At 70.3% G+C, this 24,646-nt stretch carries 16 protein-coding genes and 3 pseudogenes; 9 read left to right on the forward strand and 10 right to left on the reverse strand.

Annotated features, from left to right (window positions below; genetic code table 11):
* Nucleotides 1-1,191: 1,191 nt before the first annotated feature.
* The 3 genes from ACZ5CW_RS16055 (at nt 1,192) to ACZ5CW_RS16065 (ending at nt 6,774) form a co-directional block, all read left to right on the forward strand.
* Entirely contained in the window at nt 1,192-1,668 is a 477-nt protein-coding gene (locus tag ACZ5CW_RS16055; RefSeq protein WP_468601561.1) for an effector-associated constant component EACC1, read from the forward strand.
* Nucleotides 1,665-6,386: a caspase, EACC1-associated type gene (locus ACZ5CW_RS16060; RefSeq protein WP_468601563.1), complete on the forward strand. Its 4,722-nt coding sequence runs from the start codon at nt 1,665-1,667 to the stop codon at nt 6,384-6,386. The genes ACZ5CW_RS16055 and ACZ5CW_RS16060 overlap by 4 nt, the downstream gene beginning before the upstream one ends.
* A 181-nt stretch (nt 6,387-6,567) precedes the next feature.
* A complete protein-coding gene (locus ACZ5CW_RS16065) occupies nt 6,568-6,774 on the forward strand; it encodes a hypothetical protein (RefSeq protein WP_468601565.1) in 207 nt (68 codons plus the stop codon).
* A 227-nt stretch (nt 6,775-7,001) separates the two neighbouring features.
* On the opposite strand, the gene ACZ5CW_RS16070 is transcribed toward ACZ5CW_RS16065, so the two are convergent.
* Nucleotides 7,002-7,874, reverse strand: coding sequence for a hypothetical protein (locus tag ACZ5CW_RS16070; protein ID WP_468601566.1), 873 nt, complete (start codon nt 7,872-7,874; stop codon nt 7,002-7,004).
* Between the two features lie 82 nt (nt 7,875-7,956).
* On the reverse strand, nt 7,957-8,349 hold the full coding sequence (locus ACZ5CW_RS16075) for a biotin/lipoyl attachment domain-containing protein (RefSeq protein WP_468601568.1): 393 nt from the start codon (nt 8,347-8,349) through the stop codon (nt 7,957-7,959).
* Between the two features lie 883 nt (nt 8,350-9,232).
* Here ACZ5CW_RS16075 and ACZ5CW_RS16080 point away from each other — a divergent pair.
* Nucleotides 9,233-9,358: pseudogene (locus ACZ5CW_RS16080) on the forward strand (IS481 family transposase); the annotation flags it as partial.
* On the opposite strand, the gene ACZ5CW_RS16085 reads toward ACZ5CW_RS16080, so the two are convergent.
* Nucleotides 9,355-10,326: a GNAT family N-acetyltransferase gene (locus ACZ5CW_RS16085; RefSeq protein ID WP_468601570.1), complete on the reverse strand. Its 972-nt coding sequence runs from the start codon at nt 10,324-10,326 to the stop codon at nt 9,355-9,357. The pseudogene ACZ5CW_RS16080 and the gene ACZ5CW_RS16085 overlap by 4 nt on opposite strands.
* Nucleotides 10,327-10,378: 52 nt before the next feature.
* Between ACZ5CW_RS16085 and ACZ5CW_RS16090 the strand changes: the two genes are divergently transcribed.
* Together ACZ5CW_RS16090 and ACZ5CW_RS16095 are read left to right on the forward strand one after the other, a co-directional pair.
* Nucleotides 10,379-10,990: a TetR/AcrR family transcriptional regulator gene (locus tag ACZ5CW_RS16090; protein ID WP_468601572.1), complete on the forward strand. Its 612-nt coding sequence runs from the start codon at nt 10,379-10,381 to the stop codon at nt 10,988-10,990.
* Between the two features lie 7 nt (nt 10,991-10,997).
* A pseudogene (locus tag ACZ5CW_RS16095) lies at nt 10,998-11,160 on the forward strand (transposase); the annotation flags it as partial.
* 369 nt (nt 11,161-11,529) lie between these two features.
* Here the strand turns inward: ACZ5CW_RS16095 and ACZ5CW_RS16100 are convergent.
* Both ACZ5CW_RS16100 and ACZ5CW_RS16105 read right to left on the reverse strand, forming a co-directional pair.
* A complete protein-coding gene (locus tag ACZ5CW_RS16100) occupies nt 11,530-12,066 on the reverse strand; it encodes a GNAT family N-acetyltransferase (RefSeq protein ID WP_468601574.1) in 537 nt (178 codons plus the stop codon).
* Between the two features lie 1,025 nt (nt 12,067-13,091).
* On the reverse strand, nt 13,092-13,637 hold the full coding sequence (locus tag ACZ5CW_RS16105) for a hypothetical protein (protein ID WP_468601576.1): 546 nt from the start codon (nt 13,635-13,637) through the stop codon (nt 13,092-13,094).
* Nucleotides 13,638-14,550: 913 nt separating this feature from the next.
* On the opposite strand from ACZ5CW_RS16105, the gene ACZ5CW_RS16110 reads away from it, so the two are divergent.
* Nucleotides 14,551-15,108, forward strand: a complete 558-nt coding sequence (locus ACZ5CW_RS16110; RefSeq protein WP_468601578.1) for a pyridoxamine 5'-phosphate oxidase family protein — start codon at nt 14,551-14,553, stop codon at nt 15,106-15,108.
* A 20-nt stretch (nt 15,109-15,128) separates the two neighbouring features.
* Nucleotides 15,129-16,214 (forward strand): annotated as a pseudogene (locus ACZ5CW_RS16115) (molybdopterin-dependent oxidoreductase); the annotation flags it as partial.
* 428 nt (nt 16,215-16,642) lie between these two features.
* Here ACZ5CW_RS16115 and ACZ5CW_RS16120 read toward each other — a convergent pair.
* Complete coding sequence (locus tag ACZ5CW_RS16120; RefSeq protein ID WP_468601580.1) at nt 16,643-17,092, reverse strand: carboxymuconolactone decarboxylase family protein; 450 nt, start codon at nt 17,090-17,092, stop codon at nt 16,643-16,645.
* 82 nt (nt 17,093-17,174) lie between these two features.
* Between ACZ5CW_RS16120 and ACZ5CW_RS16125 the strand changes: the two genes are divergently transcribed.
* Complete coding sequence (locus ACZ5CW_RS16125; protein WP_468601582.1) at nt 17,175-18,053, forward strand: sigma-70 family RNA polymerase sigma factor; 879 nt, start codon at nt 17,175-17,177, stop codon at nt 18,051-18,053.
* Nucleotides 18,054-18,442: 389 nt separating this feature from the next.
* Here ACZ5CW_RS16125 and ACZ5CW_RS16130 read toward each other — a convergent pair whose 3' ends face one another.
* From ACZ5CW_RS16130 to ACZ5CW_RS16145, 4 genes are all read right to left on the reverse strand, one after another.
* A complete protein-coding gene (locus tag ACZ5CW_RS16130; RefSeq protein ID WP_468601584.1) occupies nt 18,443-19,405 on the reverse strand; it encodes an alpha/beta fold hydrolase in 963 nt (320 codons plus the stop codon).
* A gap of 440 nt (nt 19,406-19,845) precedes the next feature.
* Entirely contained in the window at nt 19,846-20,496 is a 651-nt protein-coding gene (locus ACZ5CW_RS16135; RefSeq protein ID WP_468601586.1) for an ATP-dependent DNA ligase, read from the reverse strand.
* A 205-nt stretch (nt 20,497-20,701) separates the two neighbouring features.
* Nucleotides 20,702-22,921, reverse strand: coding sequence for an ATP-binding SpoIIE family protein phosphatase (locus ACZ5CW_RS16140; RefSeq protein WP_468601588.1), 2,220 nt, complete (start codon nt 22,919-22,921; stop codon nt 20,702-20,704).
* Nucleotides 22,922-23,271: 350 nt separating this feature from the next.
* Nucleotides 23,272-23,760 carry a universal stress protein gene (locus ACZ5CW_RS16145; RefSeq protein ID WP_468601590.1) on the reverse strand — a complete coding sequence of 163 codons (489 nt, stop codon included), beginning with the start codon at nt 23,758-23,760 and terminating at the stop codon, nt 23,272-23,274.
* Nucleotides 23,761-24,646 lie beyond the last annotated feature (886 nt).

Below are 24,646 nucleotides of genomic sequence, written 5' to 3' on the forward strand. Positions count from 1 at the left end.
AACGACGGTGGCGTTGGGAATCAGCGGGGCGCACGCTGCGCAGACCCCTTCGCCGCTGTAGACCTGGCCGCATCGTGCCTGAGGATCATCACCACGGCGCCCGAGCAGTGCACCGAGCCGGGGTGGGCAGCACACTGCTGGGAGCCGCAGTGACAGAAGGCGTGGGGGCGGGCAGTGGCCGCCTTGGCATGAGCGGCCGCATGCTGGGCGGCGAAGGCACGCAAGGCCGCGAGATCCTTGGAGTCGTATACGGGGGGCTGGGTGCGCACACCGCCAGTGATTCCCGCACGTCTGTGCAACCGCGTGGGCGCGCTGGACCAGGTCGTTCAGGCCGGCCGCTCCCCCGCCCCGAGTCGTCCGGTGACGGTGATCGGTCTGCGGACCGGGTACAGGACGATGCCTCACCAGCCGCTCGCCAAGGGCGGGCTGGACCGCAGGGGCGCCGAACTCGGCGTCGAATGCGGAGACGGTCGCCGGGTCCGTGGTCACGCGGCGGAAGGCATCGGCGCCCGCCGCCGGCGCACGCTCGCGAACAGTTGGCCAAGGGCATGGTCTGGGGGCCATCCCCGGACGGGCGGGGAGCACCTCTCAGTTACACGCCATCTGGTGGGCGGACGCCAGGTCCGCCAAGTGGAGAGGTACGGACTTCGGCACCTGGGCCGGTGGGCCAGAATCCCCAGGCCAGTCGGTCGACTTCGGGTACCGGTGTGCCGCGCTGTAGGTGGTGTGCGCCGTACGCGGTCCACGCTCGGATGTTCGTCGTCTCGGCGCCGGTGGCCGTGTTGGTCATGATGCTCCTCTAGACGTCGTGAACGGGGGAGGGGCGGGGCCGCGCCTGGACGCGGCCCCGCCATCGATGCGGGAGGGAGGTCAGCGGTCCGGGCGAGCGCGTACAGCTCGCCCAGGAGACTTCCTCGGGTGGCGAGGAGGGCATTGAAGGTGCCTCCTCGCGGACGCGCCCTCGGTCGAGGTCATCGGCTCTGCTATGGGCGAGATGATGCCGCGGCAGAGCGGAGGGATGCGCGCGTGACGGCAAGGGCCGTGTGGGAGAGGGGAGTCGGTGGGGTGGGTCATGGGATTCGTACGCCTCTGGTACGCCCGTGTGCCACATGGGTAGCCTCTGTGAGCCGATGGCCCGGTCCAGTCGGGAGAGGGCGGACGTCGTGGGGGGAACGACGCATGCGTACGGTCATGACAGTGCAGGCGGCTGGGCGCCCGGAGGGCGTCGAGGAGCTTCGGGGCTGGCTGCTTAACGAGCCGGAACTGCGCGGACGCATCGTCCGGCAGCGGCCTGCGGCGGAGCCGCCGGGCGCCATGGGACCGGCCACCGACGCCCTGGTCGCCCTGCTGGAGCCGGGAGGGGTCGCCGCCGTGTTCGCCGGGGCGGTCGTCGCCTGGGTGCAGAGCCGGCGCAGCAACCACACCGTCAGCATCACCCGGACGGACGGCACGACCATCGAGATCTCCACCCGGCAGGCCCGCAGCCTCAGCCCACAGGAACTCGCCGATCTGGCCGAACGCCTGGCCGGGCCATGGGACGGGGAGGACGGCGGGGACCATGCAGAGCCGCCCGGCGGGGAGCGGCCGCACGGCAGTATGCACGAGGCGGGTGAGGGGCAGGGCGACCGGCGGCGGGGCGGGACCGGCGATGGGGACCCGTCGTCGTGACCGACGGACCGGCGCTCGACGGTGCGCGGGCCGTGCTGATCGGCACGGGCACGTTCGTCGCCGAGTCGACGCTGTCCGCGCTGCCGTCGGTCGACGCCACGCTGGACGATCTGCGGCACGCTCTCCACGACGCCTGCGGCCTGCCGGCCGAGCGGATCACGCGGGTTTCGGCCGGGGCCGCCTCCACCGAGATCGTGGCGGCCGTGGAACGCGCGGTCGACGGGGCGACCGGCCCCGTGCTGCTCCACTACGCCGGACACGGCCTGCTCGGCCCCGGCGACGAGCTGTACCTGGCCACCTGCTTCAGCCCCTCCGACCGCAGCGTCGCCGGCGCCGTCCCCTACCGCACCCTGCGCGACCTCCTCGGCGAGGCGGCCCACGGCAGCCTCGTCGTCCTGGACTGCTGCTTCTCGGGGCGCGCCCGGGTGCCCCGGGGGGACGGCGCGTTCGGGCGGCCGTTCGCCTCCGCCCGGCCCCGCGGCAGCTTCCTGCTCAGCTCTGCCTCGCAGTACGAGCTGTCCTTCGCGCCGAAGGGCGAGCGGCACACCCTCTTCAGCGGGAGGCTGCTGCGGCTGCTCACCGAGGGCGATCCGGCAGGGCCGCTGTGGCTGACCGCCGACCGCCTCCACGCGGCGCTGGAGCGGGAGTTCGCCGACGACACGCGCGTCAGGCCCGCCCGGCAGAGCGACGGCACACTGGGCGGCCTCGTCGTCGCCCGCAACCGCGCCTACCAGACCCCGGACATGACCGATGCCGCCGAGCCGCCGGCCGACGTACCCTGCCCCTACCCGGGCCTTGCCGCGTTCCGCGCGGAGGACAGCGCCCACTTCTTCGGCCGCGACGACCTGGTGCAACGCCTGCTGAAGGCCGTCGGGTCCGACCCGGCGGCCGAGGACGGCACCGGGGGGCCGACGGCCGCGTCCGACGGCGGTGACGGTGGTGAAGGCGGCGGTGACGGTGGTGAAGGCGGCGGTGACGGCGGTGAAGGCGGCCGGGGCGGGCCGGTGGTCGTCGTCGGTGCCTCCGGGGCGGGCAAGTCGTCCCTGCTGCGGGCGGGGCTGCTCGCCGGACTCGAGCGGAGGCAGGCGGCCGGTGACGACACGGCACCCTGGCCCGCGCTGCTCGTTCCGGCCCCCGGCCCCCGCCCGATGCACCTCTTGGCGAAGGCCTGGGCGCGAGCCACCGGGCGCGACACACACGACGTGCGCACGCAGCTGGAGGCAGGCGTCTTCCCGCCGCCGCGAGGCGGGCGGCCCGCGTGCCGGCTGCTGGTCGTCGACCAGTTCGAGGAGCTGTTCACACACTGTCACGACGCCGGGGAGCGGGCCGCATTCGTCGCGGCCCTGGCGGGCGACGGCCCCGGCCCCCGCCCTCGGGTCGTCCTCGGGCTGCGCGCCGATCACTACGGCAGCTGCCTCGCCCACCCCGAACTCGAACGGGCTCTGGAGCACGGGCAGGTCACCGTGCCGCCGATGCGGGAGCGGGACCTGCGCGCCGCGATCGAGCAGCCCGCCGCCGAGGCCGGGCTCACACTGGATCGCGGCCTGTCCGACCGGCTTCTGCACGACCTGAGCGAGGGAGGTCTCGGCGACGACGACACCGGCGCACTGCCCTTTCTCGCGCACGCCCTGCGCGAGACCTGGCTGCGGCGCAGCGGCGCACGGCTCACCCTCACCGGATACCAGGCCACCGGCGGCATTCGGAGGTCGGTGGCCACCACCGGCGAGGACCTGTACCGGGCGCTCGACGACGACGGCCGCAGGACCCTGCGCGAACTGCTGCTGCGCATGGTGCACCTGCCGCCCGAGGGCACCGGCACCCCGGTGGTCATCCGTCACCCGGCCCCGCTCGCCGGTCTGCTGGACGGACTGCCGCCGAGCGCTCGGGAGATCCGCGACCGACTGGCCGACGCCCGGCTGATCACCGTGGGCCACGACACCGCGCAGATCGCCCACGAGGCGCTGCTGCGGGCCTGGCCGCGGCTGCGCGACTGGATCGGCCAGGACGCCGCCACCTTGCTGCTGCGGCAGCAACTGCGCACCGCCGCCGACGAGTGGCACACCGCCGCACGCGACCCCGCCTTCCTGCTCCGCGGCAGCCGGCTCCAGGCCGCGCTCCAGCTGCGCCGCTCCGACGGTCTGGGGCTGGCGGGCGAGCGGGAGTCAGCGTTCCTGACCGCGAGCGAGGAAGCGACGGAGAGCGCGCGGCGCCGGGCGCGGCGCCGGGTCCGACTGCTCCAGTCGGCGGTCGTCGCCCTCGTCGTCCTGCTCGTGGCGTCGGTCACCTCAGCCGTGGTGGCCGTACGGCAGGCGGACACCGCCAGGGAACAGCGCACGAGTGCACAACGGCAGCGCGAACTGGCCACCTACCGGGCGCTGCTGGCGGAGGCGCAGAACCTGCGGGACACCGATGCGCGCAGCTCCCTGGAACTGGGACTGGCCGCACACGCGCTGCGTCCGTCAGGGGAGTCCCGCCGGGTGATCTTCGAGACGCTCCACGACAGCCCCTTCCGCGGCCGCACCCTGCTGCCGTCGCGGGGCGGGGACGCGGTTCTCGCGCCCGACGGGCAGACGTTGACCCTGATGGGCCGGCACGACACGACCCTGTGGGACGTCTCCCCCGGCTCCGCTCGGCGCAGCCCCCTGGCCCGGCTGGACTGCACCCCCTCCTCACGCGACGACATCTCCTTCGGCGGGCCCGGCGGACGCATCCTGGCCGCCCGGTGCACCGACGACAGGGTGACGTTGTGGGACCTCGCAGGCCTGCGCACCGGCGCCGCCCCCCGGCGGCTCACCACGCTGGACGCCGGCGCCGCGAGCCTGCCGGGCTCACTGGACGCACTGGCGCTGAGCGGCGACGGCAAAACGCTCGCGGCGACCGGCTGGTGGGACGAGAAGAACGAGAACGCGGCGGCGCGGAACGGCGGCACGCTGGTCCTCTGGGACGTCTCCGACCCCGCCCGGCCCAGAAGAGTGTCGGTCACCAGGGGCGTCTACGAGGCGGACAGCGTGGCCTTCGCCCCCCGTGGCGGTACGCTCGCCACCGCGTCCCGGGTCGTCCGCAGCCGCGGCAGCCGCCTCGACATCGGCAAGAACTACACGGTCACCGGCGTGCGCACCTGGGACGTCTCACATCCCCGCCACCCCCGCCGCGGGGGCCGCGTCATCGGGTCGAACGGCCTGCTGCGGTTCAGCCCGGACGGCAAGGTCCTGGCCACGGTCGACGGCCGCGCCGCCCGGCTCATAGACCTCTCCGAGCCGCTGGACCCGGACCGGCTGGCCGAGTGGCCGCTCTACACCGACGAGGTGGAGGGGTTCGCCTTCTCTCGGGACGGAACCGAACTGGCCGCCGTCGGCGAGGACGGCACGGTCGGCGTCTGGGACGTCCACGATCGGCGATCGCCGAAGCAGCGGGACCGGCTGGTGGGTCACAAGAGCGTACGGACGAAGATCAACTCCGGCGTCGACGTCGACGCGCTGGCCTTCGGCCCGGACGGGCGCACCCTGGTCTCCGTGAACACCTACGGTGGTGAGGAGGCGGAGGTCATCCACTGGAAGCTGGGCAGTGCGCAGAAGGCCCATGTCGTGGGAAAGCTTCCGAACGACGCCTCGTCGTCGCGCCTGGCCCTGGCCCCCGACGGCAGAACGCTGGCCGTCGGCGGGATCACCGACGTCCACCTGTGGGACATCACCGATCGCACCCACCCCAAGGCGCAGGCGTCGCTCACCGGCCCGCAGAGCATCGTCGACGACATCGCCCTGAGCAGTGACGGCACCCTGCTGGCGAGCGTCCACGTCAACGGGCAGGTCGTGCTGTGGAACGTGGCCGACCGCACCCGTCCGCGCATCGTCGGCAGCATCCGCACCCAGGCGTCGTACGCGCACGAACTCGCCTTCGCGCCCCGCGCCCCGCTCCTCGCCGTCCGCAGCGACAGCGGAGGAACCGAGAACCTCACCCTGTGGAACGTGGCGGACCCGGCCCGGCCGAAACGCACCGCCCACGTGCCCAGAGTGGGTTCTCTCACCGACATGTCGTTCAGCCCCGACGGCCGCCGTCTGGTGATCGACATGGACCGGCCCCTCCAGAACGCCGACCTGTGGGACGTGTCGGCCGGCCCCAAGGCCTTCGTCCGGCTGGACCCCAGGACCGTCAATCCGTACAGCGACAAGGTCTCGACGTACGGCGTGTACGGCGCGACGGCCTTCAGCCCGGACGGCGGCACGGTCGCCATCGTCGGCGCGGGCGTCAGCAGCGCTTCGGTGCCCCGCCGCACGCTGGCGCTGTTCGACGTTCGGGACCCACGCCATCCCCGCCCGTTGGGCAGCGTCGCCCCGGAGGACGAAAAGGAGGTCACCTTCCAGCGTGCCGCCTTCGACCCCGGCGGCAGCCTGGTGGCCGCCGCGGGCCGGGACGGCGCCGTCTGGATGTGGAGCGTCGGCTCCCGCACGGAACCACACCTGGCGACCCTCCTCGGCAGGCACCCCGAGGACGTGTCCGACCTGCTCTTCGGCCGGGACGGACACACCCTGGTCACCGCCAGTGGGAAGAACGTCTTCATCTGGGACCTCGGCGACGAGCCACAGATCGCCGCCGACACCATCGGCATGGCCTGCCGTGTCGCGGGCGGCGACCTGCTCGACTGGGAGTGGTCGGTGTACGCGCCCGACGTGCCGTACCGCCGGTCCTGCCCTGTCCGCGGCCAGGCCCCACCCGGGTGATGCGCCCGAGCGCTGACGACGCGTCGGCGGGACGCCCTGCCCAGCGGAAGCGGAGCAATCCTGCTGGAACGGCCCGGAGAAATGCCTCGGGACGCCGATTCCGATCTGGATACGCTTTCGCAGCCGGCCCGTGTGCCGGCCTTCAACCGGGCATGGCCCGCACCGACACAGGGGGAAACAGATGACCGCCAGGAAGACCTCGCGCACGATGGCACCCGTGCCCGTGCCCGTCCGCGTCCCGGACAAGCCCGTCGTCTTCTTCAGCGACGAGGCGTCCGCCGTGATGAGGCCCCTGCCCGCTCCGGCCCGGGGCCTGCTGTCGCCCCTGGACACCTTGACCTGGCAGGAGCCTCCCGCCCTACAGGACGGGCATGACGACTTGAGGTGAGCGCACCCTGGCCTTCGCTCCTCACCGAAGCATGTAGCCAGAGTGTTCGTGGTCTGCCGCAGCGTGCGATTCCGGATCCGGTGCCGTCTCCGGTACTGCGCAGTGGGTGGCGGACCTCGTCCCCGCTGGCTGCGCGGTGCTGTGACCTGGATCATCAAGTCGCGTTCGCCACCTCCATCTTCCTGGCTGATGGAGCTGGAAACGTGGAAGGCCGGCGGTGGCGCGCGTCAGTGTTTCGAGTTCTTCGTCGGATGATGAGAGACCTGGTCCCGAACCGTGCGCCACTGTGACCGCGTCTGCTCGACCACTTTGTCCCACTGCCGGCGCACCTCAAGGTCGGACGTGCGGTGGCCCGCACGGATCCGGCCGAGTTCGTCTCGTACTTCTCGTCCCAGTGCCGCCGACGCGACCAGGGCGAGCATGGCCGTGAAGAGGGCGGAGATCATCGCGAAGACCGCACCGACCACTCCGTAACGTGTGGCGGAGGAGTTGAAGAGACGTGGCATGTAGATGGCCGCGGCCACTGAATACGCCGCCGTCAGAACGGCGCCGGTGACGCCGAACGGAATCAGGTCCGGCCAGTTGATCCGCTTCGCCGACAAAATCCAGCCGCTCCAGACGAGGAACGCGGCGGTCACCGGTACCTCACACACCAAGGCGGCCAGACCCAGCCCGTGCTCGCCGAGAAGCGCGGAGAGCAACGTGATGACTGCTACGTAGCAACCGAGACTGAGGATCCACCACAAGCCGTTACGCGTGTTGCGCACACTGAGGGGCTTGAGTTCCCATGCCTGTTCGAAGAGTCGCTGTGAGGCTCGCGTGAAACTCAGCATGGAGATCGTCAGAAACACGACGCCGAAGATTCCCACACTCGCGCTGGTCTCTTCGGCGGGAGAGAACAGTGAGCTGACCGCCTTGGCGCCTGCACCGGTGAGGTTGTAGCGCTTGATGATCCGCTCGGCGGCGTCGTAGTGCCCGAAGACAGTGCCAAGGATGATGGAGACCGGGACCAACGCTGTCAGGGCGCTGGATGCCAGGGCCATCGAGCGGTCGAAACCCACGATTTTCTGAAACCGGTTGATGACCCGCAACGCGAACACAGGCCGCAGCCAGAACGTCAGCGTTCTGACGAGGCGCTCTCGATTGATCTTCGTCGTCTTGCCTTCCGTGAGGATGAGGACCTTAGGGGGCGGAGTGAGCCTCTGCGGTGGTCGCGGCCGTGGTCGGGGCGCCGAACACGCCGACTCCTCCATGTGGACGACACAAGTTCTGGTGTGCCTCGGTATCGAGCAGGACGTCGAAGGAGCCCTTGGCGGCCATGACCTTGAAGAGCCACATTCCGTACGGGGCGCTGTTGACCGGGGTGTAGAGGTCGGACGCCGCCTCGACCGACTCCACCGTGGCGACGGCGTCTCCCGCCTCGACCACCTTGCCGACGGAGGGCAGCTGGAAGAAGACGATGTCGCCGAGGGTCTTCTGGGCGTGGTCGGTGATGCCGACGGTGACGGTCCCGTCGTCGGTGCGGATCCACTCGTGGTCGTAGGGGTACTTGAGTTCGGCGGGCCCGTGGGACATGTGTCAGCTCCATCAGCCGTGGGCGGTGCGGGCGGCCGCCTCTGTCAGCGCCCGGCAGGGACAGCCTGCTGCACCGTCCGGACAGGGCGTGTATTTCGGCCCTCACGGTCCGCCGCGCGGGTGACACATGGTCGTAGTAGTCGCAAGCAGGTCTCGTGCTCAAGCCGTTTGTCGACGATCGCACTTACCGCCTGATCGGGTAGAGCGGGTCCCGGGCACCGGGCGGGTCGCCTGCGCGACCCGCTACGAAGATCACGCCGTTTGCAGCCGACCGGCACCGACCGCACCTACCGCCCCAGATCCTCGCCCTGGCGAATGACGTCACCCGCCTCGGTCGGCAGCGTGCCGCCCTCGTCCAGGTGCAGCCGGGTGAGATGGAAGGCCCGCTGCCATTCCACCGGCCAAGCCGGGCACCACGACGGGTCGATGTCCGGCTGCTCGCGCCGCTCCTCCGACCAGGCGCCGGCCGTGCTCGCTTTCCTGCTGCATCGTGTTCTGCCCCCCGGGGCAGGCCGATAGCTGGGTACGCGAGGGCGGTCTCGGATGCTGCTGCTTCGTGACTTACACGACGAAGTCCTCGAACGTCTCCAATTGGGTCCACCGCTTTCCGGCGCGCACGTGCGCAGACAGTCGGTCTGTTGCCGGAAGCGGGCCCAGGCCCAAGCCGGTGATCTCGGCGACACCGGCCACCGGCACCTGAAAGGTGCGGAAGGCTCCCAGCGAGGGAGGATCTCCTGCCCGTGCCGCGTCGGCCATGGCCCGTGCCTTGGCCACGCCGGTGGGCCGCGCGAAGCGTGGCATGCCTAGTGACGCCGGAGCGTGCTGGAGCGTAGCGGAGGCCACGGGTCGGCCGGAGGCCGGCCCCGACCCACAACGCGGCCCGGATGCCGAGCGCACCGCTGCACTGGACAGCTTCCTGCACAGCCACAACCATCACCGATGCCACACCGCACTCGGAGGACAGCCACCCATCACCCGCGTGAACAGCCCTGCGGGTCAATACATTTAGGGCCTCGCGGGGGCGTCGTCCCAGGCCAGGGAGGATATCCTCCAGCCCGCAGGGGTGCGGAGGAACTGGGTGGTCTTGTGGCCGCGGCCCTCGAACCACTCGCCGTTGTGGTAACCGGACTTGCGGTACTCGCTGAACCGGTGGGCGATCGACCCGAAGAGTTCGGTGCGCTCGGCCACCTCCCACTCGGAGAACTCCGTCAGGGTCCCGTCGGTGAGCATCTTCTGGCGTGGTGCGATGAACCCGTCGAGGTCGTAGATCACGGGTTCGTCGCCGACGTTCGCGATGATCCGTCCTTGCGGTACGAAGACGTCACGGATGACGCCGAGGTCCGGCCGCCTGCCGCCGGTATTGGTGAAGGCGCCCACGAACACGCCCATCAGCCGGTCGAGTTCCGCGCGGACGGCGGCCTCGGACGCGTCACCGGCGGTCGGCCACTCCTCGGCGAGGACCGACCACACCTCGATGTCGCGCCGTTCGCCCCGGTGGACGGAGTGCCGCCGCAGCACACCGTCGCGCCTCATGCCGAGCCGGCGGGCGACCGCGATGCTGCGGGCGTTGCCCGAGGCGGCCCACCATTCGACCCGGCTCATCCCGCGCTGCGCGAAGGCCCAGTCGATCAGCGCCCGGCAGGCCCGCGTGACCAGCCCCTGCCCTTCCCCCGCCCGCTCCAGCCAGCAGCCGACCTCGCACACCCCGGAGGCGGCGTCGAAGCGGGGGAACATGACGCCGCCGACCAGGGTGCCGTTCAGCCAGATGCCGTGGATCCGGGCGCCGTCCGTGGCCTGCCGGTCGGCGTAGCGCTGGAGGGTGGCCGTGGCGGAGGTGAGGTCGGTGCTGAGGGAGGCCCAGGGTATCCACGGGTCGACGGTGGCCCGGGCCCGGTCGATGTGGGCCAGGAACTCCGGTGCCTGCCAGGGCTCCAGGGGGCGGAGCTGAGCACGGTCGCCGAGCGGCAGGGTGAACATGGGGCCTCGCTCTCCAGGTACGTAACAAGCGTTCGGTACGTAAGCTAGCAGCATGCCGCCCGCACCTGGAGACCGTGAAGCCCGCCGCAAGGACGTGTCCGAGGCGGTGTGGCGTGTCCTCGCCGACAAGGGGTTCGGCGGGCTGACTCTGCGCGCCGTCGCCACCGCGATGGGCGTCTCGACCGGGATGCTCATGCACTACTTCCCAACCAAACGGGCCCTCGTCACGCACGCCCTGGACCTGCTGGAGAAGGACACCGCGCAGCGGCCCCGCAGAGCGCGCCCGGCGCCGGGGCTCGGCACGGTGCGCGCGATGCTCCTCGACATCCTGCCGTTGACCCCGGGCGACACCGCACGCAACCGCATCTGGGTCAGCTCCTGGGACCTCTCCCTCGCCGACGACGCCCTCGCCGCGGAGCAGGCCGGCCGCTACACCCGGCTGCGCTCGACGATCCGCCCCCACCTGGAAGCCGCACGCGACGCAGGCGAAATCCCGGCGACCGCCGACCCGGAGCAACTCGCCGGCACCGCCGTCGCCTTCACCCACGGCCTCGTCGTCCAGGCTCTCTTCGACCCCGACCGCTTCCCCTTGGACGTGCAGACCGCGATGGTCGACTCCTTCCTCGCCTCACTCGCCAGCCGCCAGGACCCGTCTGATAGTTGATCTTGCGGTGGGTCGTGGTGAGCTGACGGATGCGGCGTGGGAGCGGACAGCGCCTCTGCTACCGGGTGTTGATGGTCGGTCGTCCGTGGCGGGATCACCGACAGGTGATCAATGGGGTGTCGTGGCGGTTGCGGACCGGTGCCCTGTGGCGTGACCTGCCGGAGTGGTACAGCCTGAGTGGCGTACTGGATGGCCTGGAAGACGCCACGATGAGCAGTCGGCGGCGGCGATGGCCGCCGTTGTTGATCGGGCCACCGCCTCGAACCCCGTCCCTCTTTCGGTCGTCGAGAGGCCGACTGGCTGCTTCAGTTGATGCCGGTGCCGGCTCCCCGTCTTCATGGTGTGCCTGCGAGGACACCTTCGGCTTGTTGTCCGCGGACAACAAACCCTGGCGGATCGCGGTGACCGCCTCCTTCTCCAAGGCCTTGGCCTGGGCAGCGGATTCCTTCGTGTCGTGGTGGTGCTCGAGTAGAGCCGCCGCATCGAGTCCCGGGTTGTCCTTCAGATGGCGGGCGAGCGCTCGGCCATCACACTCGAACTCAATCGGACAGCGCGACCGGGGACCACATGCCGAACCACTGCTCGGCACCGTAAGCCTCAAACCGCTCTACCTCGATGAACCTCAGCTTCGCCGCGAGGCGCATCGAGCGGAGGTTGGCGGTCTGGGTGGCGAGCACCACTGGTTCGTCGGGAAGAGCGCCGGCGAACCAGTCGAGTGCCGCTGCGCACGCCTCGGCGGCGTACCCGCACCCCCACGCCTTCGGCAGGAACATGTAGCCGAGTTCGGCCTTCCCGGCAGCCTGACGAATGTGCCCCGTTGCTTTGGTGAGCGTGATCTGGCCGATCATCGTTCCGTCGAGATCGACTATGAAAAGGCCGGGGCGCCGGCTAGGCGCCCCGGGCATCGCGCGCTCGAGTTCATCACGCGGTCGAGGGCCGCCGAGGTAGGTGCCCACCTCTGGTGAGGCCAGCAGTTCGATGAGCGCCGCACGGTCCCGGGCCTCGGGCTCACGGAGCACGAGCCTCGCGGTCGTGATCGGGGCGGGTGGCCAGGCGACGGGACCGAGGTCAGTCATGCCGGCCAGCTAATCAGCAGGCTCGCCGGCGATCAAGAATCGCGGATCGATCAACCCACCGGCCCGGCGCACCCTCATCGACGGGCCCGGGACCCACAAACACGCTTGCCAGGAACGGGATGCCTCCCGCTCTCGTGGACATCGACTTCGGCAGCGGCGGGGCCGCCTCCCGGAAGTGCCAGTACTCCGAGGGCGATGTCGTGATGCCAGTGCCTCGGGCGGAGGCGGTGCTGTCCGGCCCGCCTGACGCCGAGTTTCGGATCTGAGGGAGCTGCAGGGCCATGATCGATTCGATGTGTTCCGCGCCTTGCTCCGGGCGATTGGACGACGGCTGGGCCGAGTCCTCTAAGGCGACGGAACGATTCGGGACCACACCGAGTGCCTCGCATGCCGTGAGATAGAGCTCGCTGCCCGGGCGTACGCGGTCGACCGGGCTGGGACCGGCCGAAGACGAAAGGTACCGAGAAGTTGGACGGGGCGACTTTCGCCCTCCTCGCCCTTGCCGGTCCGGTCTCCATCTCCCCCTTGACACCGTCCCCAGCGCAGGAGGCCACCGTCATGGAGCGTGAGCAGCAGCTCGCCGTGGCCGAGCAGCGCGAGCGGCAGCCCGCCGGCTCACGGCCTACGCCAGCCGGGTCCCCATGGCGTACAGGAACGGCGCGGCGGCCCCAGACGCGAGGGTTCTGACCTCGCCCAGCGCTCACGGGACACCGCGAGGGCCCACTTGTCAGCCAGTATCCGCGAAAGGCCCGCCGACAGGCCGTCCCCAGCACTGGCCTGCTCATCGAAACCCGCGCCCCCTTCGGGTCACCACCGCATCCGGTACCACCGACGACGCCTGCGGGGAGTCTCCCACCCCGACCAGCGCCTGCCGACCCGTTCGAAGAACTCGCCGACGCCTACCGACCCGTTTCCGCGACAGCTCCTTCCCCGGCCGCCACCGGCCGGCCGGGGAGCGGCTGGGGAGCGGCTGGGGGCTCGTGCCGACTCCTGTTCTTGACTCTTCCGGGGCACATGCCTGCGGGTCAGCCGCCGGCTTCGTCCACCGGCTCGGCCGCGTCGCCGATGGCCACACGCAGGTCATGCATGCCTTGCAGAATGTCGATGAGGGCTTCTTCCGCCCCACTCAGAGCACGTCGAGTTCCCTCCGTATCGCCACGCTCCGCGTGCAGCTGGGCGCCGAGCGCGTACACCGCGGTCATGACTGCAGCGAAGGCGGCCTCCCGCCCGGGTGGCAGTTCCTCCGCCTCGGGTTCGGAGACCTGCACTGCGGTGCGCTGCAGCCGGTTCGTCACGACGTTGACCGCGACGTCGGGATCCGCTCCCAGCTGTTCCCCCCAGCCGAGCAACGTCTCAAGGACGTCCTCGATCTCCTCTTCCTCGGTCAGACGGGTTGCGGTGGTGATCTCGAGTTCCGTCTTCGCCAGCAGACTGCCCAGCAGGTGCAGGCGGTCTTCTTCCTGCGGCCCCTCGGGTCGCTCCTTCTGATCTAGCTCCGGCTCAGCCGCCAGAGCGGCCAGCGCTGCGTAGATCTGCTCAGCACTTACCGGGCGCTCGCTACTGATGCTCACGCCTCCAGCTTCACCCGGCGAACGCGTACCCACCCATCTGGCACGTACGAGTCCCCGGCGAGTTCCACCAGCCAGACCAGCGCATGGCCGAGCAGATCGAAGAACTCGCGCATGCATGCTGACTCGTCTTCGCGCCAGCTCGTCCCACCGGCAGCCGTAGGCCGGTCGGGCAGAGGCTGGGCCCCTGTACCGGCTCCCGTCCTCGCCATCCACGGCGAGCATCAGGGTGCGTCCCAGGGGTGAGCGTCGACCTCACCCCTGGGGACTCGCGCCGCCCCGAGGACGCCACGGGCGCCGGCCTGACGCCCGCGCGAGCCCCGCCCGGGGCCTGGGCAGGGTGGCAACCAGCGTCACACCGGCCGCAAGCGGCACCCCCAGGACCGATCTGACCGCGTGATCCCCACGCGGTCCCGGTGCGGCCCCGCGCCGTACCGGCGGATGCCGAACGGGGGGTACGGCTGCGACATCAGCTCTTGCCTGGCCGGGGCGCTGTGCCGTGCGTGCCGGTGGGCGGTGCGGCACGCTTCCCGTCCGACCGGGCGGCCCCCTCCGCACGCTCACGCGCCACGGCATACGACAGCCGGTCCCAGCGCGCCCAGCGCCCTGCGATCTGCGCCCTGTTCCCGCCCTGCTCCCTCGCTTCGCGCTGCCACATCCCTGGGGGGCGTGTCGTCCCCCGTGGCGCGCAGCATCACGGACGTCGATGGAAACGTCGTAGCCCATCCAGCTGGCGGTCCACCTTCACAATGGATCGCGGCGGCTTCGCTCTCGACCAGGTGGTCAGGGGCGTCCGGTGCCGCCCGCCGGGGCCCAGCCGTTCCTGATCGGGCGCGCAGACTGACCCAAACGGACGCGGCGATGATTTCGGCGCGGGCTGCGGGTCGTTATGGGGAGGAGAAGAAGGAGGCGCGCAATGCCGACACAGGGACCCGATAAGCAGCCCACGACCGAGCTGGACACCCGCTACAGCTCCGCACTCAATCCCCGCCCAGGTGCCGCGGACGTCACCGCCACCACGTGGGCACAGGCCCAGAGGCAGTTGGAGGCCGCAGAGATCTTCTGGGTCTCCACGGTGCGGCCCGACGGCAGGCTGCACGTCACGCCCGTGATCGCCGCCTGGCACGACGGGGTGCTGTACTTCTCCACGGGCCCGGGGGAGCAGAAGGCGAGGAACCTCGCACACCATGCGCACTGCGCGCTGACCACCGGGGGGAACTCGCTCACCGAAGGGCTCGACCTCGTGGTTGAGGGCAAGGCGGAGCCGGTTGCGGATCCAGCGGTACTGGAAGAGGTGATCGCGGCGTACGAGGCGAAGTACGGGCCGCACATCACGTCGCCCGAGGGCACTTTCCACGGGATCGGCGATGCGTTCCGGAAGGGGGACGCGGTGGTGTTTGCGGTGGCCCCGACCACCGCGTACGGCTTCGGTCGGGACAGCGGGGTCTACACCCATACGCGGTGGGCGTTCTGAGCATCGGGCCCCCACTGGGTTTCCTGGAGGAGTACTACACCCTCGCCGTGCTCGCCCGGGCCGGGATCGGCACCGACCACCTGGACGGCAACACCCGTCAGTGCACGGCAACCGCGGGCGAGGCATTGAAGGAGCCTTCGGCTGCGACGGCCGGCCCGGCTGCCACGACGACACCGACCACGCCGATGTCATCGCGCTGTTCGGGCACAACATCGCCGAGACCCAGCCCGTGCAGTGGATGCGCATCCTCGACCGTCTGCTGTGCGTCGACCCGCGGCCCACGCAGGTCGCCCGTCATCCCCCACGTGCACCTGGCAACTGGTGCGGCGGGTGGAGCGGCGCACGCCCGAGTGGGCCGCCGCGATCTGTGACGTACCGGCCGCGCGGATCGGTGAGGCGGCCGAACTCCTCGGCTCGGCCGACAGGCTCCTGTCCACGGTGCTGCAAGGGGTCTACGGATCCCATCAGGCCACGGCCGCGGCCGTGCAGATCAACAGCCTGCACCTGATCCGCGGGATGCTCGGCCGGCCCGGCGCCGGCGTCCTGCAGATGAACGGGCAACCCAGGCGGAGAACACGCGTGAGCGCGGCGCCGACGGCGACCTGCCGGGTTTCCGTAACTGGCAGAACGACAGCCACGTCGCCGACCTGGCACGGGTGTGGAACGTCGAGCCGAAGACGATCCCCCACTTCGCACCGCCCACCCACGCCATGCAGCTCACCGAGACCGCTGAGCTGGCCGACCTTGTCCTGCCCGCGGCCACCTGGGGTGAGAAGACAGGCACGTTCACCGACGCGGACCGCACCGTGCACCTGTCCGACAAGGCCGTCCGCCGACCCGGCGAGGCCAAGTCCGACCTCGACATCTTCCCCGACTACGCCGCCCGCATGGACTTCCGCGACAAGGACGGCGGCCCGCTGATCACCTGGCACGACGCGGAGTCCGCGTGCGAGGCGTGGAAACGCTGCAGCGCCGGCCGGCCGTGCGACTACACCGGCCTCACCTACGACAAGCGGCGCGGCGAAAGCGGCATCCAGTGGCCCTGCAACGACCAGGCCCGGGTGCACCACGCCGCCACCGACCTCGCCCGCTGGTCCGAGGGAGATGCTCGCCCAGGTCGCGCGGGCCACCAAGGACGAGGCGCTCCTGGCCCTGGCTACGCAATGTCACCCACAGACTGTCCGGCAGATCCGCTGGACCAACACAATGATCTAAGTCCTCTCGCCGCAGATCCTGACCACCCTCTGACGCCACTTACGGCCCGGTTCTACGGCGCGACCGACATTGTCGAGGACCCCGGTGACGCGGGCGTGGCGAAGATCGAGGAACTGACGGGCGGGCTCGGCGCGCACTCGGTGGTCGAGGCCGTCGGGACGCAGGAGCCGACCGCGCAGGCGATCGGCGCCGCCCGCCCCGGCGGGCACACGGGCTTCGTCGGCGTCGACCACACGACGTCAGGTGTCCCGGTCGGCGGGGCGTCATCCGTCGTCCGCCGGGGAGGCGTGGCCTCCGGGCGGATGACGCCCCGCCCGGATCACCAGGTCTTGCCGGCCTGCTCCCGGACCGTGCGGTTGATCCGGTTGAAGAAGTTGGTCATCGCGATCTCCAGGATGATCGCGCTCAGCTGCTCCTCGGTGAAGTGGTCGGCGACCTCGTCCCAGATCTCATCCGTCACGCCCGGCGCGCCGTCCTGGATCCGGGTGGCCGCCTCGGTCAGCGCGAGCGCCGCCCGTTCCTCGTCGCCGTAGAAGGGCGTCTCGCGCCACGCGGCCACATTGTGCAGGCGCTCTTCCGTCTCACCGGCCTGCTTCGCCGCCCGGACCCCGGCGAAGACGCACGGGCTGCAGCCGTTGATCTGACTGGCCCGCAGGTGCACCAGCGCCAGCAGTCGCTTGTCGACGCCCCCGTCGTCAATCGCCTTGTTGAGCTGCTGAATTGCTGTGATCACCGCGGGGTTTCCCGAGCCCTTCGTACGTGCTTCCATCGTCCTTGCTCCTTCATCGGTTACCTGCGCCCTTCCGGGCCCGTCATCCCCATGACGGAGCGGATCCGAGGAAGGTAACAACATGTCCGACACCAGCCCGGCGGACCCGACGGCCAGGGCGTTCGAGTCCCAGCGCGACCGCCTGCGCGCGGTCGCCTATCGCCTGCTCGGGTCGCACGCCGACGCCGAGGACGCGGTCCAGGAGGCGTGGCTACGACTGTCCCGCCAGGATGCGGCGACCATTCACAACCTCGCCGGCTGGCTGACCACAGTGGTCGGCCGGATCAGCCTCGACGTCCTGCGATCACGCCAGGCCCGCCCCGAGGCGTCCTACGACGACCGGATGCCGGAGCTTGTGCTGACGTTCGACGAGGGCCCTGCGCCGGAGGACGACGCGGTGCTCGCCGACTCGGTCGGACTCGCGCTGCTGGTCGTCCTCGACTCGCTGCGACCGAGCGAACGGCTGGCGTTCGTGCTGCACGACCTGTTCGCCGTGCCGTTCGACGAGATCGGCCAGATCCTCGGCAAGTCCGCCGACGCCACCAAGATGCTCGCCAGCCGCGCCCGCAGAAAGGTGCAGGCGATCGAGCGGCCGCTGGCCTCCGGGCGGGAGCAGCGCAAGGTGGTTCAGGCGTTCGTGGCGGCGGCTCGCCACGGCGACTTCGAGGAGTTGCTGCGCGTACTCGACCCCGAGGTGAGGCTCACCGTCGACACACCCGATGGCGTGGTCGTCACCCTCGGCGCCACCAAGGTCGCCGCCGGAGCGCGACTGGCCGGCGGCACGGCCGCGCAGGGACGGGCGGTGCTCGTCAACGGCCTGCCCGGGATCGCTTCATGGCGCGAGGACGGCACCCCGCTCTCGGTCCTCGCGTTCACCGTGGTCGACGGCCGCATCACCGACATCAAGGTCGTGATCGACCCGGCCAAGCTCGCCCTGGTGGACCTGCCGATCCGGTGGTGAGCCCCTTCCGGGTCAGGCACCGCCAGGGTGGGCAGGAAAGGCATGCGGATCAGTCGACATGGTTCGATGCGCGGGGACTTCGCGGCGCTCGACGAGGTGCCCGCGTTCGAAGCGGGCGCCGGCGCGGACGACGGCGCGAGGTGGCGTGCGTGGCCCGCCCACCACCACTGCCGGGCGGACTCGACGTGCCGGCAGACCTCGCCGTGCGACGACCGCCATGTCCAGGAGCCCGGCGGCCCGTACGTCGACCTTGGCATCTGGTACGTCGTCGGGCATCGCCATGGACGGCCCATATCACCTCCGTCGGCTGCTCGGGCAGCGGCTTGCCCCACCGGGCGACGCGAAAGGCAGGCGATGACGCGGCAGATCCGACGATTCGGAGGCCGGGCTCAGGGGCAGGCCTTGAGGAATTCGACAAGGGCCGCGTTCACTTCGCGCGGGCGTTCCTGCTGGGTCCAGTGCCCGCAGCCCGCCAGTTCGACGGGGTCGCGCCACAGGCTGGGCATCAGCTCGGGCAGGCGCGCGATGAGTTCGGGCGTGCCGGGGAAGGCGGGGACCAGGTCGCGGTCGCCGTAGACGTACAGGGCGGGCGGGGTGACGACGGCGCCGTGCCAGGCAGCGGTCAGCTCCCAGTTGCGGTCGAGGTTGCGGTACCAGTTGAGGGCCCCGGTGAAGCCCTTGGAGAAACTCTCGGTGAGCGCGTCGAGATCGTCCTCGGTGAACCACTCGGGCAGGACTTCGGGGTCCGGCATGGTGGCGAGCCAGCCACGCTCGGGGTCGATCAGCGGCTGCTTGCCCTCGCCGGCGTCGGGAGCGTCCCCGGAGGCCCAGTAGAAGAACTTACGCAGAGCGGTGCGCGTGTCCTTGGCGAACTCGGCGTCCGCGACTCCGGGACGGTTGAAGTAGTTCCAGTAGAAGCGGCCGCCGAACCTCTCGTCCATGGCGGCGAGCGGAGGCTGCGTCCCCCGGAACGGGGGTGGCACGCTCAGGCCGGCCACCCCGAGCACCATGTCCGGTCGCAGCAGCGCGGTGTGCCAGGCCACCGGCGCGCCCCAGTCGTGCCCGACGACATACGCCTTCTCCTCGCCGAGGGCCTGGATCAGTCCCACGACATCGCCGACCAGGTGGAGGATGGTGTACGCGTCGACGTCGGCGGGATGGTCGCTGCGACCGTATCCGCGCTGGTCGGGGGCGACAACTCGGAAGCCCGCGTCGGCCAGGGGGCCGAACTGGTGGTGCCAGGAGTGCCATGACTCGGGGAAGCCGTGCAGGAGCACCACCAGAGGGCCGTCGCCCTGCTCGGCGATGTGCAGCCGAATGCCGTTCACCTGGATCATGCGATGCTCAACCATGTGCATGAGCGTACGCGCCCGTGATCTTCGGGAGGCGGCGCCGGGCCCGCGCTCGCTGCGGGTCTGCTCCGGTCATCACAGAGAGTGGCCGCGCGCTCGGACGACCCGATAATGGGTCGACGGAGACCAGTGCCCGATCCCGCTTCCTCTATGGGGCGTGCTCCGGGAGTGTGGATCGCGATGGTGTAGCGGCATTGGCTTCCTTGCGCAGGTTCAGGTCCACGCTGTCGGCGGAGTCTCGTCCCTGGCATTTGCTGCCCAGCTCCTTCTCCGGGGCGCTCGGACCGTTGCTGCCGCCGCAGCCGGTGAGTGCTCCCCACAGCACCCACGGTCATCCCGACGGCGCTCATCCCCTTCAGCACACGTCTCATCGCGCAAGGCAGCGTACGAGCCGTCGATGATCTGTCAACTTCCCTATGCGCCGGCGCTGTTGGTGCCACTCATACGGTTCGGGTCGTTCGTGCTGGTGTGGTGGTGAGCCAGTTGTGGGTGCGGCAGCCTGGCTGGTAAGGGCTGGTGAGGTCTTTGGCGGTGATGGCTTTGTAGCCGTGGGTGTGTGGGCCGGTGGTGGCGAGTTCGTATGCGAGGGTTTTCGGCCAGCAGCGGGAGATGGTGATCCGGGGGTCTCGTAGGGGTGGCACGAGGCGTTCGAGTAGCGCTCGTCGTTGGGAGTAGGGCAGGCGGAGGAGTGGTTGCCCCGCGTACAGGATGTCGCTGATCACCAGGTGTGGAGACGGGTGGTGCGATGCGCGGGCCGGTGCCGCTGGCTCGGTGCCTGGAGTGATTATCTCGGCGTCGAGTACGGTTTCTCGGCCGTCTGCGAGCTGGGGGAGTCGTGTGAGTTCGGGGTAGGCGGCTGTGATGTCGTCGCCGGTCTCGGAGATCAGGTGAGCGCGTCCGTGCGCGGTGAGGTGGGCGAGGACGCGCTGTCCGTAGGTCACTGTCTCGTAGGCATATGCGGTGTGGTGCTGTTCGGGCAGAGGCCAGGGGCTGTGTGTGGCGGACATCGGTTGCCATGCGCGGAGGCGGTTGTTGAACCGTGCACGGGCTGCTGCATGTCCCGGGTCTTGCGGGGACGTGTTGTCGTCCATGGGGCCTTTCCTTTGCTTGCCTTCTTCCCAGGTGGCCGTGCAGGTCCTCAAGGGGGCTGTGGTTACACGTCCAGCTTTTCGTCGTGGGCGGGTGGGAGGCATCCACTGATCGGTGGGTGCGGCGGGGGACTGCGCGTTCATCCTTCGGTCACGGCGCCGACAGGGCGGCAGCCGGCCAGCTGACAGGCCGGGTGGCTGGTGGGTGTCAGTTTTGGTGGTGGATGTCGACCCAGATGGTTTTGCCGCGTCCGGTGGGGGAGTTGCCCCAGTCGGTGGAGAGGGTGTCGATGATGGTGAGTCCGCGTCCGTGTTCGGGGGGTTGGGTGGGTGGGGTGGGTTGGTTTGTTGTGTGGGTGTGGGTTGGGGTGGGTGTGGGGGGTGGGTGGGGTGGGGTGGGGTCGGTGTCGCGTACTTCGAGGCGGAGGTGGTCGGGGTATTCGCGGAGGCGGAGGTCGATGTCGCTGTCGGCGTGGATGAGGGCGTTGGTGACGATTTCGGAGGTGAGGAGTTGGAAGTTGTCGATGAGGTCGTCGAGTCCCCAGGTGTGGAGGCTGTCGCTGATGAATTGGCGGGCGGCTTTGACTGCTTGGAGGTCGTGTCGTTGGAAGGTGGCGCGGGTGATGCGGCGGTTGGGGCCGGGTTGGGGTCCTTCGTAGCGGGCGAGGAGGAGGGCGACGTCGTCGTGGTGGGTGGTGTGGGTGGATGCTTCGTGGATGAGGTGGTCGGCGAGTTTTTCGAGGGAGGTGGGTTGGGGGGTGAGGAGGGAGCGGGCCCAGAGGGCGGTGTCGAGGTGGCGGGATTCGGTGAGGCCGTCGGTGTAGAGCATGAGGAGGGTGTCGGGGTGGAGTGTGAGTTCGGTGACGTGGTAGGTGGCTTCGGGGTCGATGCCGAGGGGCATGTTGGGGGGGATTTCTGGTGCTTTGACGGAGCCGTCTGTGGTGCGTAGGAGGGGGGCGGGGTGGCCGGCCAGGGCTATTTCGGCGAGTCCGTTGGTGATGTCGATACCGATGAAGCAGCAGGTGGCCATGAGGTCGGTGTCCAGGCCGTGGAGGAGGCGGTTGGCTCGTGTCATGACGGTGCCTGCGGAGTGGCCTTCGGTGGCGTAGGCGCGGACGGCGCTTCGGAGTTGTCCCATGACCACGGAGCTTTCGATGCTGTGGCCTTCGACGTCGCCGACGATCAGTGCGATGCGGCCGTCGGGCAGGGGGACCATGTCGTACCAGTCGCCTCCTAGTCCTGCGGTGGAGGGGGCGGGGACGTAGCGGGCGGTGGTGATCATGCCGGGGACTTCGACGAGGTCGCGGGGGAGGAGTTTTTTCTGCAGGTTCTCGGCGAGTGAGCGTGCGCTTTCTCCGAGGCTGGCTCGTTGGAGTGCGGGGCCGAGGAGGTCCATCATCATCATGGCCACGGCTTGTTCTTCGGGGCTGAAGGTTCGTGGCCGGTCGAAGCCGAGGGTGCACACGCCTGTGGGGCGGCCGCTGAGGACGATGGGCAGGAAGGCGGTTGCTTCCAGGTCGTCGTCGACTGCGCTGGGGTAGGTGTGCAGGAGTGTGGTGCGGTCTTCGAAGAACAGGGGGGTCTGGGTCAGGAGTGCGTCGGCGTCGGGGCGGTGGGGGGTTGCTGCCGCGCCGTGCAGGAGTCTGAGGGCGACCGTGGGGTATCCGATGTGTCCGGCCACCCACAGTCTGCCGTCGGTGAGGGTGTGGACGAGGAGGGCGGTGGCGCCGAAGGGGGTCATGATGCGTGCGCGGGCGACGGCCATGACGTCGGGTATGCCGGCGGCTTCGTTGAGTTCGGCGGCCAGCTGGTGCACCTGGTACATGAAGCTGACTTCTGTGGAGCCGGGGAAGTCGGGCAGGCCCCATCCGATGTTGGTCCGTCCGGGTACGCGGGGTCGTGGCCGGTACAGGGGGAGCAGGGCTGGTTTGGTTCCGGCTCGCATGTCGACGGTGTGGGCGGCCATGGTGTGCAGGGTGTGGCCCAGGGTCTGGGCGCGTTCGGCCAGCCATGCCACTTCCTGTGCGCGCAGGAAGCGGGTGCGGGGCGGGACCCAGAGGAAGGTGAGTACTCCCAGGCGGCCGTTTTCGGTGTCGATGGGGAAGGCGACCACGGAGTAGGGGAAGGGGATGCGGCTGGCGAGTTTCAGGTCGGGGTAGGAGGGGGTGGGAAAGCCGGCCATGGTCATTTCCCCGGTGCGGAACGCGGCCGCGGTGGCGTTGGGCTCGTCGGTGTCCATCTGTTCCGGCATGGTGAAGATCGCGGGTTGGGCGCCGGCGATGATCGCGGTGCGCAGGGTGTGGCTGTCGTGTGCCAGCAGGTAGGCCAGGCCGGTGTTCGCGCCGAGTCGTTCGATGACGTCTTGCAGTGTGGCGGCGAGCACGGAGTCTCGGTGCAGGGTTCCGTATGCGTGGCTTGGGTCTGTCATGGCCGTCTCCCGCGGCAGGCACCCGTTGGAGAAGTGGGGGGCTGATGGTGAGGCGTTGTTCCTCAATGCTCCCTCCGGCCTGGAGCGGGCGCATCCGCCTGGACCGTGCCCGCTGGTGGAGAAGGGGCAGGGGAGGGGGCCGGGGCGGGTGTGGTGGCGCGTCTGCGGTGCCCTGACGGCGCGGGGGCTGACCCCGCGGCGGCGTGCGCCGGGGGGCCGGGCGGTCGGGGTGCTGGAGGGTCGGGGGGTGCCGGGCGGTCGGGGTGAGGAGGCGGGTCGGGATGCTGGAGGGCCGGGGTGCTGGAGGGTCGGGGTGAGGCGGCGGGCCGGGCAGCACCGGTCGTGTCGTGTCAGGCTGCCGCCGTGTTCGTGGTGGCGGCACCTGGTGCCCAGTCGGGGGGGACGATCAGGACGGGTGCTGCCGTGTTGCGCAGGCAGTACCGGTCGGTCGGGGGGCGTAGCCAGCTGAACGCCTGCCGGTAGTGCGGGCCGATCACCAGCAGGTCCTGCGGGCCGTGGGCCAGGTGAGCCAGGACCGGACCCAGCAGGCCCCGTTCCACCCGGCGCTCCACCGCCAGGCCGCCGGGAAGGCCTGCGCGTTCACAGGCGGCTTCGAGCATGGTCCGTGCCGACACCTTCTGGGATGCGTCGAGTTCGGGGCAGGGATAGGCGTGTTCGGCGATGTCGCCTCCGTAGGGGCTCCATACCGTCACGGCCACGAGGGCGGAACGCCGCCGGCGGGCTTCTTCGGCCGCGCACTGCAGCGTCACGACGCTTCCTTTCTGCCGGTCGACGCCGACGATGACACGTCCGGTGCGGTCGTTTCGTTCGTTTCGCATGTCACTCTCGCTTCACCTGCTGGGCGGGTTCGGTCATTGCCGTCACGACGCTAGGACTGCCGCGTGACGCGGTGGTTCCCCCAGTCGTAGGAGCTGGCGGACGACCGCTGTGTGGTCCACGCCTGCGCCCCGTCCCGGCGGACGACCGCTGTGTCGTCCACGCCTGCCGCCTGCGCTCCTCGCCCGCGCCCTGCGCCGGTGCCGGCCGCCCGTCCGTGTCTGCTGCCGGCTGCTGGTTGCCGTGGCTGGCGCCGGTCTGTGCCCCGTGTGTGTGCTGGTCGCGTGGTGGTGTCTGTTTGTCGGTGTCCCAGGGATGCGCCGGGCGGGTGTCCGTGGCGTGGGGCCGGCCCCGCCGTTCGCTCGTTCTGTGTGGCAGCGTGCAGGCCTGCGGGGTAGGGATGATCGAAGGAGTGGGGCAGCACAGCGCCGGAGCGGCGGGCGGGTGGGGGGGAGGGTGTGTGGCATGTGGGACGTCGTGCCGGGGGCCGGGAGGGGTGGTGGGCGGCGGCCCGTGTCTGGGGGTGTCCTGGCCGGCCGGGTGGTGCTGTCGATGGTTCGGTGGGTGGGGTTGGGGGTTTTGTTGGTGTTGGTCGGTGGTGGTCTTGATGCTGCTGCCTGCTGCCTGCTGCCTGCTGCCTGCTGCCTGCTGCCTGTTGCCTGTTGCCTGCTGCCTGTTGCTGCCTGCTGCTGCCCGGCGGAGCATCCTGGCTGCCTGTTGCTGTCTGCTGTCGTCCGGCGGAGCATCCTGGCTGTCTGTTGCTGGCTGCTGTCGGGCGGGGTGCAGTGGTGGGTTCTGGTTGTCGGTTGCCTGTCTGCTGCCGGTCTGCTGTTGGTCGGTGTTGTGGGGTGTTCTGGTGGCTGGTCAGTGGGTGGTCGGGGGTGGTGG

The organism is Streptomyces sp. NPDC031379, assembly GCF_055569615.1.